Annotated in this window: 13 protein-coding genes; 8 read left to right on the plus strand and 5 right to left on the minus strand. The window is 59.2% G+C overall.

The window, feature by feature from the left end; translation table 11 throughout:
- The first annotated feature begins 26 nt into the window (after nucleotides 1-26).
- The 6 genes from VMY05_01300 to VMY05_01325 all read left to right on the plus strand — a co-directional run bounded on the left by VMY05_01300 (nucleotide 27) and on the right by VMY05_01325 (nucleotide 5,986).
- Nucleotides 27-638, plus strand: coding sequence for an electron transport complex subunit E (locus VMY05_01300; GenBank protein HUV29715.1), 612 nt, complete (start codon nucleotides 27-29; stop codon nucleotides 636-638).
- Nucleotides 639-644: 6 nt separating this feature from the next.
- Nucleotides 645-1,223 (plus strand): electron transport complex subunit RsxA, encoded by a 579-nt coding sequence (gene rsxA / locus VMY05_01305; GenBank protein HUV29716.1) that lies wholly within the window; start codon nucleotides 645-647, stop codon nucleotides 1,221-1,223.
- 21 nt (nucleotides 1,224-1,244) lie between these two features.
- Nucleotides 1,245-3,338, plus strand: a complete 2,094-nt coding sequence (locus tag VMY05_01310) for an FAD-dependent oxidoreductase (GenBank protein ID HUV29717.1) — start codon at nucleotides 1,245-1,247, stop codon at nucleotides 3,336-3,338.
- Nucleotides 3,339-3,525: 187 nt separating this feature from the next.
- Nucleotides 3,526-5,220, plus strand: a complete 1,695-nt coding sequence (locus VMY05_01315; protein ID HUV29718.1) for an NAD(P)-dependent oxidoreductase — start codon at nucleotides 3,526-3,528, stop codon at nucleotides 5,218-5,220.
- 6 nt (nucleotides 5,221-5,226) lie between these two features.
- Nucleotides 5,227-5,442, plus strand: a complete 216-nt coding sequence (locus tag VMY05_01320) for a hypothetical protein (GenBank protein HUV29719.1) — start codon at nucleotides 5,227-5,229, stop codon at nucleotides 5,440-5,442.
- 1 nt (nucleotide 5,443) lies between these two features.
- The gene (locus tag VMY05_01325) at nucleotides 5,444-5,986 is read left to right on the plus strand and encodes a hydrolase (protein HUV29720.1); all 543 of its coding nucleotides are present in this window, start codon (nucleotides 5,444-5,446) and stop codon (nucleotides 5,984-5,986) included.
- 49 nt (nucleotides 5,987-6,035) lie between these two features.
- Here VMY05_01325 and VMY05_01330 read toward each other — a convergent pair whose 3' ends face one another.
- The 4 genes from VMY05_01330 to VMY05_01345 form a co-directional block, all read right to left on the minus strand.
- Nucleotides 6,036-6,905, minus strand: coding sequence for a hypothetical protein (locus VMY05_01330; GenBank protein HUV29721.1), 870 nt, complete (start codon nucleotides 6,903-6,905; stop codon nucleotides 6,036-6,038).
- Complete coding sequence (locus tag VMY05_01335) at nucleotides 6,886-7,785, minus strand: hypothetical protein (protein HUV29722.1); 900 nt, start codon at nucleotides 7,783-7,785, stop codon at nucleotides 6,886-6,888. The genes VMY05_01330 and VMY05_01335 overlap by 20 nt, the downstream gene beginning before the upstream one ends.
- Nucleotides 7,778-8,230: a membrane protein insertion efficiency factor YidD gene (yidD, locus tag VMY05_01340; protein HUV29723.1), complete on the minus strand. Its 453-nt coding sequence runs from the start codon at nucleotides 8,228-8,230 to the stop codon at nucleotides 7,778-7,780. Before yidD ends, VMY05_01335 begins: the two co-directional genes overlap by 8 nt.
- A 79-nt stretch (nucleotides 8,231-8,309) precedes the next feature.
- Nucleotides 8,310-9,428: a hypothetical protein gene (locus VMY05_01345; protein ID HUV29724.1), complete on the minus strand. Its 1,119-nt coding sequence runs from the start codon at nucleotides 9,426-9,428 to the stop codon at nucleotides 8,310-8,312.
- Nucleotides 9,429-9,703: 275 nt separating this feature from the next.
- Here VMY05_01345 and VMY05_01350 point away from each other — a divergent pair, with 275 nt between their 5' ends.
- On the plus strand, nucleotides 9,704-10,756 hold the full coding sequence (locus VMY05_01350; protein HUV29725.1) for a class I fructose-bisphosphate aldolase: 1,053 nt from the start codon (nucleotides 9,704-9,706) through the stop codon (nucleotides 10,754-10,756).
- A 173-nt stretch (nucleotides 10,757-10,929) separates the two neighbouring features.
- On the opposite strand, the gene VMY05_01355 is transcribed toward VMY05_01350, so the two are convergent.
- Nucleotides 10,930-11,346: a hypothetical protein gene (locus tag VMY05_01355; GenBank protein ID HUV29726.1), complete on the minus strand. Its 417-nt coding sequence runs from the start codon at nucleotides 11,344-11,346 to the stop codon at nucleotides 10,930-10,932.
- Nucleotides 11,347-11,878: 532 nt separating this feature from the next.
- On the opposite strand from VMY05_01355, the gene rsgA reads away from it, so the two are divergent.
- The gene (gene rsgA / locus VMY05_01360) at nucleotides 11,879-12,970 is read left to right on the plus strand and encodes a ribosome small subunit-dependent GTPase A (protein ID HUV29727.1); all 1,092 of its coding nucleotides are present in this window, start codon (nucleotides 11,879-11,881) and stop codon (nucleotides 12,968-12,970) included.
- Nucleotides 12,971-13,017 lie beyond the last annotated feature (47 nt).

Genomic DNA, 13,017 nt, shown 5'->3' on the forward strand with positions numbered 1-13,017 from the left:
GCCCTGACGGGGTGTGAGAAGCGAATATGAGTTTACGGAAGGTACTGTTTCACGGGTTCTGGAAAGACCTGCCGCCGTTTCGTCTGGTCCTGGGTCTGTGCCCGTCTCTGGCCGTGACTTCATCGGCCGAGAACGGTCTGGGTATGGGACTGGCGGCGACGTTCGTGCTCGTCTTTTCCAATCTGTTTATCTCCGTGCTGCGCAAAATGATCCCGGACAAGGTACGCATTGCCAGTTACATCGTGGTTATCGCCACCCTGACTGTTCTCGTGGAGATGGCGATGAAGGCGTACTTCTTCCCGCTTTCGCAGCAGTTGGGAATTTACATTCCCCTGATCGTCGTTAACTGCATTATTCTCGGCCGGGCGGAAGCGTACGCCTCGAAGAACCCGCCTCACCTCTCGATTGTTGATGGCATCAGCATCGGGTTGGGTTTCACGATTTCGCTGACGGTGGTCGGATCGATCCGTGAGATTCTGGGTGCCGGGCAGTGGTTTGGCACGTACGTTCTCTGGGACAGCTACGAGCCGTTTGAGTTCATGATCAAGGCCCCGGGTGCCTTTATCTGCCTGGGCGTGCTGTTGGGTCTGATGAACGCATACAGCCGCATGCGCGGTGAAACCTTCATACAGTCGTAGGAGGTACTGATGGACCTGTTGTTGCTCGCGATCAGTGCGATCTTTGTGAACAATATCCTCCTGGCCCAGTACCTCGGCAACTGCCCCTTCTGCGGCGTCTCCAAGAAGCTGAACACGTCCATCGGGATGGGGGTGGCGGTGATCTTTGTGGTGGCGCTGGCCTCGGTGTTCACGTGGCTGGTTTACTACTACGTTTTGAAACCGTACGATATGGAGTTCATCCAAACCCTCGTCTTCATTCTGATTATCGCGTCGCTCGTTCAGTTTGTGGAGATCTTTCTTAAGAAGCAGAGTAAGGCGCTGTACAACGCGTTGGGGATCTACCTGCCGCTGATCACGACGAACTGCGCCGTCATGGGCATCGCACTGCTTAATATCAAGCACGAATTCAACTTCATCGAGATGGTGATATTCTCAGTTGCCAGTTCCGCAGGTTTTGCCCTGGCGATCATACTGTTCGCCGGGCTGCGGGAGCGGCTGCTGGTCTCACCGGTCCCTCGGGCCATGCAGGGGACAGCCGTGGCGCTTCTGACGGCCGGTATCATGTCGCTGGCGTTCTTGGGCTTTTACGGTATGGTTCAGTGAGATAGAAAGTAGGGTATGGGCATGCTGGAGTCAGTTGTACTCCTTGCGGGAATTGGATTTGTAGCGGCGATTGGTCTGGGCATTGCCGGGATAATCTTCTACGTCAAGGAAGATCCTCGCATAAAGGGCGTTCAGAACATCCTCCCCGGCGCCAACTGCGGAGGTTGCGGGTTTGCGGGTTGCGCGGCTTGCGCCGAGGCCATTGTCAGGGGGGAAGCTGAGGCAAACGCCTGCGTCGTGGGCCAGACGGAGGTCGCCACGGAAGTCGCGGATTATCTTGGTCTGTCTCCGGTCGACTCGGAACCGCAGGTGGCCAATCCCGACTGCCAGGGCGGGCTCCGCGCCTCCAGAAAGTACGACTACCTGGGCTTCGACGACTGCCGGGCCGCCATGTTGTACTACCACGGGCCGGTGGCGTGTGAGCATGGCTGCATGGGCTTCGGAACCTGCATCAAGGCGTGCAAGTTCAACGCCATTATGATGGGCGAGAACAACCTGCCACGGTTCAATCCGGAACTGTGCGTGGGCTGCGGCCAGTGCGTGGCGGCCTGCCCCAAGGGCATCATCTCACTCATCTCCGCCAAGGCCAAGATCCTGCACTGGAATCAGTACACCGAGTGCCTGTCTCCCTGCCGACAGAAGTGCCCGGCTCAGGTCAACATCCCGAAGTATATCCAGCATATCAGACGCGGTGAATACGCTCAGGCCCTGCTGACAATCAAGGAAAGCAACCCTATGCCGTTAAGCATCGGGCGGGTCTGCCCCGAACCGTGCGCCCTGGCCTGCCGGCGTACCATCAATGACGAACCCGTGGCTATCAACTACCTCAAGCGGTTTGTCGCCGACTGGGAGATGCACTCCGGCCGTCGTCTCCGCATTCCCGTGGCGGCCGGCACGGGCAAGAAGGTGGCCGTGATCGGGGGCGGCCCGGGCGGTCTCTCGGCCGCGTTCTATCTCAAGCGCCTCGGCCATGAGGTGACAATCTTCGAAAAAAAGCCCCAACTCGGAGGCATGTTGCGTTACGGCATTCCCGAGTACCGGCTGCCCAAGAAGATTCTCGACTGGGAGATCGAAGGTATCCTCCAGTTGGGAATCACCGCCACTGCCAACGTGGAGTTCGGCAAGGACTTCACGATTGATTTCCTGCGCGCCGAGGGGTATGACGCCGTTTTCATCGCGGTCGGGGCCTGGAACGAGTCTGAACTGAAGGTCGAGGGCCGCGATCTGAAGGGTGTGGTCGGCGGCATCGGGTTTCTCGAGCGGTTCCACACCGGTGAAGAGGTTGAGATCGGCAATCACGTGGTTGTGATAGGCGGTGGCAATACGGCTATTGACGCTGCGCGCAGTTCCCTGCGGCTGGGTGCACAGACCGTCACCATCGTGTATCGCCGGTCGAGGGACGAAATGCCCGCCAATCCTGCCGAGATCATTGCCGCTGAAGAAGAGAACATTCAGTTCCAGTTCCTGAGTGCTCCCAACCGTGTGCTTGGTGAGGACGGCCGGGTAGCGGGCCTGGAAGTCCTGAAAATGCGCCTGGGCGAGCCCGATCCCAGCGGCCGGCGAAGGCCCGTCCCGATTGAGGGGTCAGAAGAAGTTGTCCAGTGCGATATGATCGTCGAGGCCGTCGGCCAGTACCCGGATCTGGACTGCCTCAAGCAAGCGGGATCGCCCAGTCTCCAGGTCACCAAGTGGAACACGATTGACGCGCAGGAAGCGACCCTGCAGACGGACGTTCCCTACATCTTTACCGGCGGTGACTGCTTCACCGGTCCGGGTCTCGTGGTGGAGGCCATAGGCGCCGGGCGCTATGCCGCGCGTTCCATCCACTACTACATGATGGATGACGAGATTCGGCCGATTCGGGATCGTCAGCGCGAGATCATTCCGGACTCGCTGCACAAGTCAATTATCGGTGTTGCAGCCTTGCCCCGCGTCCATGAACCGATAGTCACACTTGAAGACCGGCTGGGAACATTCAAGGAGGTGGAGGGGACCATCGACGAGGAGGATGCCCGGTACGAAGCCACGCGGTGCCTGAACTGCGGCATCTTTTGTTACGATCACGACCAGGAGGTCGAGCGACTGGCCCAACTGGAGGCGGCCGAAACGACTTAGCGGTGCGACCGGCTCCCCGCCTGACCTGATTTCACTGACGGCGGCCGGTCCTTTCGGGCTGGCCGTTTGTGTGTTATATCTCCCAAAATAGTTGCCAAAGTGGCAAACAATCGCCCATTATAAGGCGGTGCCGGCGCGCGACTGACCGTCAGGCAGCCAGTCGCTTGAACATCAGCCGGATCGAAATATGGATACGAATCTACCCGGGATCATAGTTACGGGCGCGTCCGGTTTCATCGGGCGGCACTTTCTGGAGGCGGTGGCCGGTAAATTCCGTCTCTTCTGCCTGGCGCGCCGTTCGCAAAAGGAAGCGGGTATTCCCAGGGATGACAACATCCGCTGGACCCAGGTCGACATCGCCAAATGGGACACTCTCAGAGAGGTCGTGCAATGCGTGAAGACCAACGGGGGTGCGGATTTCGTCCTGCACCTGGCCGGCTACTATGACTTCAGCAACGCCGACAACCCGGAATACGAACGGACCAACGTCAACGGCACGCGCAACGTCCTGAAGCTGGCAAAACAGATCGGCACGCGCCGTTTCATCTTCGCCAGTTCCCTGGCGGCCTGTACGTTTCCGCGTGACGGCGGGGTGGTCAACGAAGAGAGTGCGCCAGACGCCACTTTTCCGTATGCGTCCAGCAAACGGCTGGGCGAAGAGATGATGCAGGAGTACTCCGAGTGGTTTCCGTGCACGACCGTCCGTTTGGCCGCAATCTACAGCGACTGGTGCGAGTATCCTCCGGTATACGTGTTTCTCGGTACCTGGCTGTCCGGCCGCTGGAATTCGCGCATCCTCGGCGGCCGGGGAATGTCCGCCGTGACGTATCTTCACATCCAGGACCTGATCAGGTTCTTTCTAAAGATAATCGACCAGACCGATCGCTTGCCGCGGATGTGCACCCTGGTGGCAAGCCCGAACGGATTCACGACTCATCACGAGCTTTTCAAAACGGCCACGCGGTATTTCTACGGCCGGGACATCCGGCCGATTCGCATGCCTAAGGTCCTGGCCACGCCGGGCATGGTCTTGCGCCATGCCATAGGGAAGCTCTTCGGCAGGCCGCCGTTCGAGCGCCTGTGGATGGTGGCGTACATTGACAAGAAACTGAACGTCGACGCCTCAGGAACGCACGCCGACCTCGGCTGGCAGCCGACCGCCCGGCACGGCATTCTCCGGCGCCTGCTGTTCCTGATGGAAAACATGAAGAATCACCCCGACGGCTGGCATTTGCGGAACGAAGCCGTGCTGCGGCGGGTGACCGAGCGGCCGAATCTCACCATTTACGAACTGCTTATCGAGTCCCGCGAGGCGCTCATTGATGAAATGCTCAAGTTCATCCTGGCCCCCGCCAACGCCGGGCGGCTCAACCGCTACCAGAGGATGGATAAGGACCTGCTCAAGTGGTACGTCACCCTCGTGTACCAGCTGGTGGCTACGGTCGTGCGAACCCGCGACCGGACGCTGATGCGCAATTACGCCGAGGTCATAGCGTATCGCCGGTTCGTGGAAGGATTCGAGGTTCGCGAGGTTTGTGACTTTCTCATGTCTATAGGTGACATGATGCGTGAGGCACTGGAGCCACGGTCCGAGCTCAGGGACATGCCGCAACGGGTGTACGACCACATCACCATGACTTTCCAATTGGCGGTGGACGAGATCGAGGACTCTTACGAGTTCCTGGCTGCCCAGACACCTGAATACCTGCAGCGGCTCAGGGAAGTGCCGTTACCGACACACAGCGGCGATCTCGAGCGCATTGTCCATCAACTGGAGGACATCTGCCAGGACATGTTCGAGGACCGGCTGAGCACGGAGGCCCGCAAGCTCCGGGGCGCGCCCCTCTCCCGCAGTGACACCCCGCATTATCATGATCTGTAGGGTCGCGTGGTGCCGACTTTCCGCGCGCGGCCGTTCTACTGCCTGCCTCTTCGGGAGGCGCTCGATCAGCTGCGGGAGGATGACCTTCAACGCGTGATAACGCCCGAGGGCAGCGAGGGAGTGAGCATCCCGCTCTGGCGTTCATATTGGTTCGACATCCGGCACGACTTCGAACACGGCGGGCAGATTTTCCAGATTAAGAACGAGTACCTGAGGAGATGACATGGCACTTAAGGCAGAAGACTCCGTGTTGGTGGTTATCGATGTCCAGGGCAGGCTGGCCACCCTGATGCATCGGAAAGAAGAATTCTTCGAGAACCTCGTGAAAATGATCAGGGGAGCGCAGGTCCTGGGGATCCCGATTCTCTGGAACGAGCAACTCCCGGACAAGCTGGGTTCGACCATTCCGGAAATCCGGGACGTGCTGGCCGGCCAGGCACCGTTGATCAAGAGCACGTTCAGCTGCTGCGGCAGCGATGATTTCGCACGGCAACTGGGGTCGCTAAACCGCAACCAGGTCCTGCTCGTCGGCATGGAGACACACGTCTGCGTGTATCAGACGGCTCGCGACCTTCTGGCCAAAGGATACGAGGTTCATCTGGTGGCCGACTGCGTTTCCTCGCGCACTCCGGAGAACAAGAAGATCGGTATAGACGCGATCAAGGACTGCGGCGCCGGGATCACGAGCCTGGAGATGGCCCTTTTCGAGATGCTGCACGTGGCCGAAGGAGACGAGTTCAAACGGATCATTGAAATCGTCAAGTAGCCCAGTTCCCGAATCGCCGTCAACGCGCGGCGCGGCCCGCCCGGCGCCGTTATTCAGGCGTCGCGCGCGGCAGGCCATACGCCTGACTGATAAATCGAAGCAACTCTTTCTCGATTCGTTCGTCGACGGCGGCATTCCGTTCAATTGCAAGGTTGTAGGCGTTGACGCGGTTGCCGTTGTAGTATCTCCGGAACAGGAAGAGGAATGCCGAGAAGGCCGAGACGTACCTCTCGTTGACGGCATAGTAGCCGGTCAGGTAACCCAGGGCGCCGTTGAGCAGCGCGGCATTCAGGCCGTCGCCCCAGGCCCCGCAGTAGATTTGCCCCGCCCCCGGAAGCAGCGTGGAGAACAGCATGGCGGTAGCAGGTGATTTGTAGCCGCCCGGCGATGCTCTGACGAGAGTCGATTCGATGGCGGCCGGCATACCGATATTGCTCTCGGGCAGCGAGCGGCAAGCGCTGAGAGCGGTGGCCCAGTCGTGGCGCAGAATCGCGGTCACCAACCGCAGCATCATGGCACGACCTGTCGCGTCTTCATAGCGTGAGAAACGCAGGACCTGCTCCATATCCCGTCCGGCCGCAGGATAGTCACGAAACATCACGTGGACAACCGCCCGATCGAGTCTCCGCTGATCCAGCAGGCTGTCGGTCGCGGCGAGAAAGACGGCCGTATCCATAGCCGCAATCGCGCGATCGTGGTCGTCCAGATAGGCGTAGCAGAGGCCGATCCTGGCGTAAGATTCATCGAGAGACGGGTAATGCGGGTTGAAGAAGGCGTGTCTCGTGTATTCGGTTATGGCGGCGTCGTAAGACTCCCTTGACATGAGGGAATCGGCCAGTGCCAGTATAGGGTCAGCAGCCCCGGCCGGAACGTGAAGGCCGACAAGCAGGACGGCGATCTTAAGGCAGGGTGATCTCAACTTGCAGGCCTCGCAGGAAATCCTCGTGACTCCGGCGGTTGTACAGTTCCGCTGCGACCACGGAACCATAGACGTTGCCAAGGTAGAAACTCGTTCCGAGCACGCCGAAGATCCAGCCCCGGGTGGATCCGGATCCATCCTCGTGGAATCCGTCATAGGCCTGCCATGCCGTAAGCCCGACGAGCAGCAGTGAGTAGAAACCGTCGGCGGTGTGACCGCAGTACTTCTTGCCTGCTCCCGGCAAAAGGGCGGAATAGACTCCCGCCTGCAGTTTGCTTTTGGACGGCAACGACTGCGCCAGTATTGCCTTTTCACAAAGTTCGGCGATCATGGCCGCACGTCCGTCGGGGTTATAGTCAGGCAGCGACGTCTCTGCTTCCGCGAGCGGGCAGACGGTCCGGCGAGCCATCTCGAAATCACCCAGATAGAGATAGTCCGTGCCGGTGACGATGGCCGCAAGCCCGGCGTTGGCTACGCCCCGATGGCCGGCCAGCGCCAGCGACCGCTCGTACTCACCGAGGTGAAACGCGACCACCGCCTGAAACAGGGGAACCTCGGCCGCAAACGGCGACCGGGGGTATTCTGCCGCAAGGGCGTCCAGAAGCCGCCGGCAGTGCCCGTAATCCCCGCCGAGGAATACGGCCTTGACCATGCGGTAGTATGTCGAGTCGGAACTGCCCGGTGCGGTAAGCGAGAAGAGGTAACGCTGGTATTCGCCCGCCGCCCGAAGGTAGTCGCCGCGTTCGTACAGGTAATCCGCGAATCTTAACAGATTCTCCGAATTGAAATAATCGACCGGGCCGGTGCCTGCGGGCTCGGGAGCTTGAGAAAAGCACAGGGCGGGCCACAACAGTATGAAGCATGCAACAAGTCTATTCATCAGCTTCCGGACGGATATACCTGTAGACCGGGTCGTACAGCCTGTCAGATACAGTGCCGTTTGTGATCAGTGCCGGGTAATGCCGTTGGTTGACGCATCGGTGACAGCGGCTCAGACGGTCGGCGCCCAGCAGGATGCCCTTGAGCAACCCCCCCCTTCGTATTGCCTCTGCGGCAAACCTGGAGCACGAGGGAGTGAACCGGCATGACGGAACGTCCTGGGATGACACCGCGACCTGATACAGCCTTATCAGCCCGGTGCCGAAGATCTGCAGTTCCGACGTTTTCGTGAGCCCGGGGGACTCGTGCCTGGCAGCGGAGGCGTCCTGCCCGGCCCGGGAACTGAGTATGGTTTCAAGATCCCCTGCAATCGGCCTGGAAACCGCGCCCGCATTCCCCCACATGAAACCCAGGACGGCCAGGGTTACGACAAGCACTCTCCGCATGGAGAGAAACTACCTGATGCCGTCTCTGAGGTCAAGGGATGAGCTGTGGCCGGCACGCCCTGCAGAGCAGGCGGTCTGGCTACCAGCAGCCGCCGCCGGCGCAACCGCCGCCGCCGCCGCCACAGCCGGCCTTTTCCTTTCGCTCGATCTTGCGCGTTATGGCCATCATCATCCCGATCTGCTGCGAGTTACTTCCCGATTCCTTGAAGGCATCGGTGAACGCAATCGAGTATTTCAGCTCCAGGGAAAAGCGGAAGTCGTACGATTGAAACGCGTATACGCCGCCAGCCAGGTGAAGGGCCATGGCCTGATCACTCTTGACGTAGGGATCGGAGCCGCTAGGGTACGTGGTTCCTTCGATGTTCTCTTCCATGATGAAGTGCATCCCGACGCCGCCGCCGACGAAAGGTGAAAAGTCGGCCTCACGATTGAAGACATAACGCAGGCCCATGTCCCAGGTCAGCATCTGAATCGTCCTTTTGTCTATGGCAATACCCCAGACGGTCGTATCCGGCTCGGCGGTTCCGAAGGACCATCCGAAGGAGTTGTCGACCACGTACTTGCCCGCTTCATAGCGAATAATCCAGGCAAAAGAAAACAGGTTGCCCACGTTGGAGTATGAGTCGCCAAAGGGAATGCCGAAACCGAAGGCACCACCGGAGGTGATATAGGCTTTCCTGCGCATGGGTTCCCTGGCCTCCTGCTCGGTGACCGCGAAACGCGTGGCCTCAGACTCTATCTGCCTGCGTTGCGCCACGGCCTCGGCAAGCTTGCGGAGGGTTACTTCCAGGTCGTCAAGGGAACCGGCCGAGAAGCGGTCGTCGAAGACGACCTCCTTTCTGACAACGCTGACGAGCTTCACTTCGGCGGTTATCTTCTGGCCCAGCTTGGTCAGCGAGCCGATTATGGCGTTTTCCGCCCCCGTTTTGTACCCGTAGTCGGCCGCACAGGCGACCTCGTGGCACGTGAAGTCGGTTATTCCTTCCTCGGCCAGGGCTGCCTCCATCTCTCCCTTTTGGATTACGGAGAACTTCCCGGTAGCGGCGAGTTCATTTCTGAAGATGTGAGTGGCGGCCTGAATCGTCTGTGCGTCAATGCCTATGCCGGCAAAGTCGAATACGACCGCCCGTTCTTGGGCTGTGCCTGTTCCGATCAGGACTAACCAGAATAAACACAAACAGATGCTCCTATGAAGCATGCATTCCTCCCGCGCTGCAGTGGATTGTGAGTTATCTGAGCCCATTGGTAATCAGTTCTGGTGGGCAAGTCAATCTATTTTATTCGGGTTAATTGTGTCTCGAATGGCAGTCCGGATCCGCTTTCGGTTGCCCTGCAATATATTGGCAAGGGCGATATAAAGTAGTTGCAGTCGGCGCGATCAGGTATATAGTTTCCGAAAGTCGCCAGTATTCAACGTTTCGGTCAGGTTAGCAGCGTGTTGTCTATGACAGGATATTAAAGGAGGTGTGTGTTATGCTGGAAAAGATCGCTAAACTGCTCGGAAGCGACGCGGATAACCTTCTCAAGCATACGTGCAAAACGGTATCGAGGGATAAGCTCCACCTGCCCGGTCCCGACTACGTGGAGAGGGTAGTCTACAACTCGGATCGCTCAGTGCCGGTTCTGAGAAACTTGCAGGCCTTGTTTGACCACGGCAAGCTGGCGGGCACCGGATACCTTTCGGTCCTGCCGGTAGACCAGGGGATAGAACACAGCGCCGGAGCGAGTTTTGCCCCGAATCCGGACTGTTTCGATCCCGAGAACATTGTCAAACTGGCCATTGAGGGAGGCTGCAACGCCGTTGCCTCCACGCTCGGGGTCCTCGGTTCCGTGGCCAGGAAGTATGCCCATCGAATCCCGTTCATCGTCAAGGCTAATCACAATGAACTTTTGACGTACCCCAACAAGTACGATCAGATCCTGTTTGCATCGGTTGACCAGGCGTGCGACTTGGGAGCGGTTGCCATCGGCGCGACCATTTACTACGGCTCACCCGAGAGCAGCAGGCAGATTCAGGAAGTGGCTGATCTCTTCCATTATGCGCACAGCAGGGGTCTGGTGACGGTACTCTGGGCGTACCTGAGAAACCCGGCCTTCAAGACGGAACAGGCGGACTACCATGTTTCGGCAGACCTGACCGGGCAGGCCAACTACCTTGCCGCCACGATTGAAGCCGACATCATAAAACAGAAGCAGCCGGAGAATAACGGCGGATTCAAGGCGCTGAAGTTCGGTAAGACTCACGAGGCGGTCTACAGCAAGCTGACCTCCGATCACCCCATCGACCTTACCCGTTACCAGCTGGTCAACAGTTTCATGGGTAGAGCGGGTCTCATCAATTCCGGCGGTGCCTCCGGCAAGGACGACCTTGCCCAGGCGGTCAGAACGGCCGTGATCAACAAGCGGGCCGGGGGCATGGGCATGATAAGCGGAAGGAAGGCGTTCCAGAAGCTCACAAAAGATGGCGTGGAACTTCTAAGTGCCATCCAGGACGTCTATCTCTGCAAGGAGGTAACTGTCGCCTGATCGTCGGGAGATTGTCGCTCAGACCACCTCGGATAACCGCGCCGTGATCTCCGTGTTCGAGAAGCGCGGATTCACGATCACCTACGGCGGCAGCGATTCAACCGTGGACGTCGTCAAGGAGCTGACCTGACTCGCCGGAGACAGGCCGCGGGTCGCGTCACTGGCCGTTCGCGCTAAGCCCGCGCTGCCTTCGGTCTGTAGATGGCCGCAATGATAAGCCCGGCCAGGATCATCTCGACCGGGTAACCGATCACCAGGCCCGCGGCCAGCTTGCCCGTCATCGGGTACACCGCGTAATGGGCCAGCGTAGACGATACCCCGAACGTGATGCCGATTAACAGTCCGAACCGAAAACCTTCGGCCAGACCCCGGTTCTCGCGACCCTTGATGAAGATGTAGCAAAAGCCGAACGACAGCAAAAACTCACTGATCAGCACCCAGAGGAAAAACTCGCCGCCCATGGTGGTACGGAGAAGGTGCGCAATGTCCTGGTAATACCCCTCGAGCACGACTGCATGAAGCAGGTATTCAAAGAGGAAGATGAATACCCAGACAACTATGCTGCCGATAACGTAGCGTGATGCGTTCATACGTGGTCCTCCTTTACCGGTGATCCGGATGTCCCTTTCCCGGGAAATGCACTGAAACCAGCCGGAACCTATGCCCTGTTTGAAAAGGTGGCAAGATTTATCACGCCGTGGCTTCAAGTGCCTGAGCGGCGGCGAAGCTTGAGGATGCAGCCGGGACACCGGTCGGATTCCGGCTTGACATTTTCATCCAGGCGACTATCTTGGAAGGGCAAGAACAGAGAACCGGAAAAGCAGTCGCAGCAGAGAGGAGGCGTGACGTATGAGAGTTGTTGGGTTAAAGGTTGTTGTCTTGTCGCGCCTCGGCAGAGCCTGCCGCTGAGTTCCGGCAATCGCGCCTGAGAAGTCATCGGCCGCCCTGTTGCGGGTGGTCGTGCTTGCAGGATCATTACCGTTGGCGTGACGAGCGTCCGCGGCCTTTTTTCGGGCAATCATTCCCGCTATAGCCCCGGAACAACCACCTTACGGCTAATTCTGCACCCCGGCGTGCACGCGCCGGGTGCATCATCGTGACGCGAAAACGAGGAAACGGAAAATGAACTTACGTGATCTGGGATGGGATAGATCCCTGGAGAAACAGTTTGAGTCATTTCAGAAGAAAGGCCTGACGCCGGCCCGCGTAGCGCGCGAGCGAAGGCGAGACTACGTCGTTTTTTCAAGCCAGGGTGAGCTGGTGGCAAAGGTCTCGGGAAAGTTCCGGCACGCCGCGCGCAGCCGCGCCGAACTGCCGACGGTCGGTGACTGGGTCGGATTGGTCGTGCGTCCCGATGAACAGAGAGGCACGATCCACGTGCTCCTGCCAAGGAAGAGCAGTTTCTCCCGCAAGGCCGTGCTCTCCGGCGGAATGCCGGACACGGGCGGCAGGACTGAACAGCAGGTACTTGCAGCCAACGTGGACGTGGTGTTTCTGGTCGGCGGCCTGGACGGAGATTTCAACCTCCGCCGGATAGAACGGTACGTGGCGGTGGCATGGGATAGCGGAGCGATTCCGGTGGTTGTCCTGAACAAGATCGACTTGTGCGATAACGTCGAGAAGCGCGTACAGGAGGTCGAATCGATCGCGCCGGGACTTGCCGTTCTCGCGGTGAGCGCCACGGGAAATCAGGGGCTTGACGAGTTGCATGAATACGTTGCAGTGGGCAAGACGGCGGCGTTTCTTGGCTCCTCCGGCGTCGGCAAGTCGACTCTGATCAACAAGCTGATCGGCAGCGACCGACTCGAGGTTCGCCCGGTGCGCGAGCACGACAGCCGGGGCAGACACACCACTACCAGCCGGGATATGCTTATCCTGCCATCCGGGGGTGTGGTGATTGACACTCCCGGCCTGCGCGAAATACAGATGTGGAGTGACGAAGGGGGTCTGGAGCAGACGTTTGACGACATCGAAAGCCTTGCCGCACGCTGCCGGTTCCGTGACTGCCGGCATGAACAGGAACCCGGCTGTGCCGTGCAAGCGGCCCTGCAGGATGCAACCCTGGACGCCGGGCGGTACCAGAGCTACCTGAAGCTCAAGCGGGAGCTTAAACACCTCGCCATGCGACAGAATCCAGCGGAAGCGCGCCGCGCGCAGAGACAGAGGGGCAAGATGATCAGGCAACACTTCAAGGAGGTAAAGAAGCAGCGGTAGCACCGGGGTGCGGGAAACGGCGCCCGGCCGAATAGTGCGGGCCGAGG

Source organism: Acidobacteriota bacterium, assembly GCA_035529075.1.
Classification (GTDB): Bacteria; Zixibacteria; MSB-5A5; order GN15; family FEB-12; genus DATKXK01.

What these genes read in the sequence shown, in the direction of transcription:
- VMY05_01300 (HUV29715.1), top strand. Translation starts at nt 27, where the DNA reads ATGAGTTTACGGAAGGTACTGTTTCACGGGTTCTGGAAAGACCTGCCG.
- VMY05_01310 (HUV29717.1), top strand. Translation starts at nt 1,245, where the DNA reads ATGCTGGAGTCAGTTGTACTCCTTGCGGGAATTGGATTTGTAGCGGCG.
- VMY05_01315 (HUV29718.1), top strand. Translation starts at nt 3,526, where the DNA reads ATGGATACGAATCTACCCGGGATCATAGTTACGGGCGCGTCCGGTTTC.
- VMY05_01325 (HUV29720.1), top strand. Translation starts at nt 5,444, where the DNA reads ATGGCACTTAAGGCAGAAGACTCCGTGTTGGTGGTTATCGATGTCCAG.
- VMY05_01335 (HUV29722.1), bottom strand. Translation starts at nt 7,785, where the DNA reads ATGAATAGACTTGTTGCATGCTTCATACTGTTGTGGCCCGCCCTGTGC.
- yidD (HUV29723.1), bottom strand. Translation starts at nt 8,230, where the DNA reads ATGCGGAGAGTGCTTGTCGTAACCCTGGCCGTCCTGGGTTTCATGTGG.
- VMY05_01345 (HUV29724.1), bottom strand. Translation starts at nt 9,428, where the DNA reads ATGCTTCATAGGAGCATCTGTTTGTGTTTATTCTGGTTAGTCCTGATC.
- VMY05_01350 (HUV29725.1), top strand. Translation starts at nt 9,704, where the DNA reads ATGCTGGAAAAGATCGCTAAACTGCTCGGAAGCGACGCGGATAACCTT.
- VMY05_01355 (HUV29726.1), bottom strand. Translation starts at nt 11,346, where the DNA reads ATGAACGCATCACGCTACGTTATCGGCAGCATAGTTGTCTGGGTATTC.
- rsgA (HUV29727.1), top strand. Translation starts at nt 11,879, where the DNA reads ATGAACTTACGTGATCTGGGATGGGATAGATCCCTGGAGAAACAGTTT.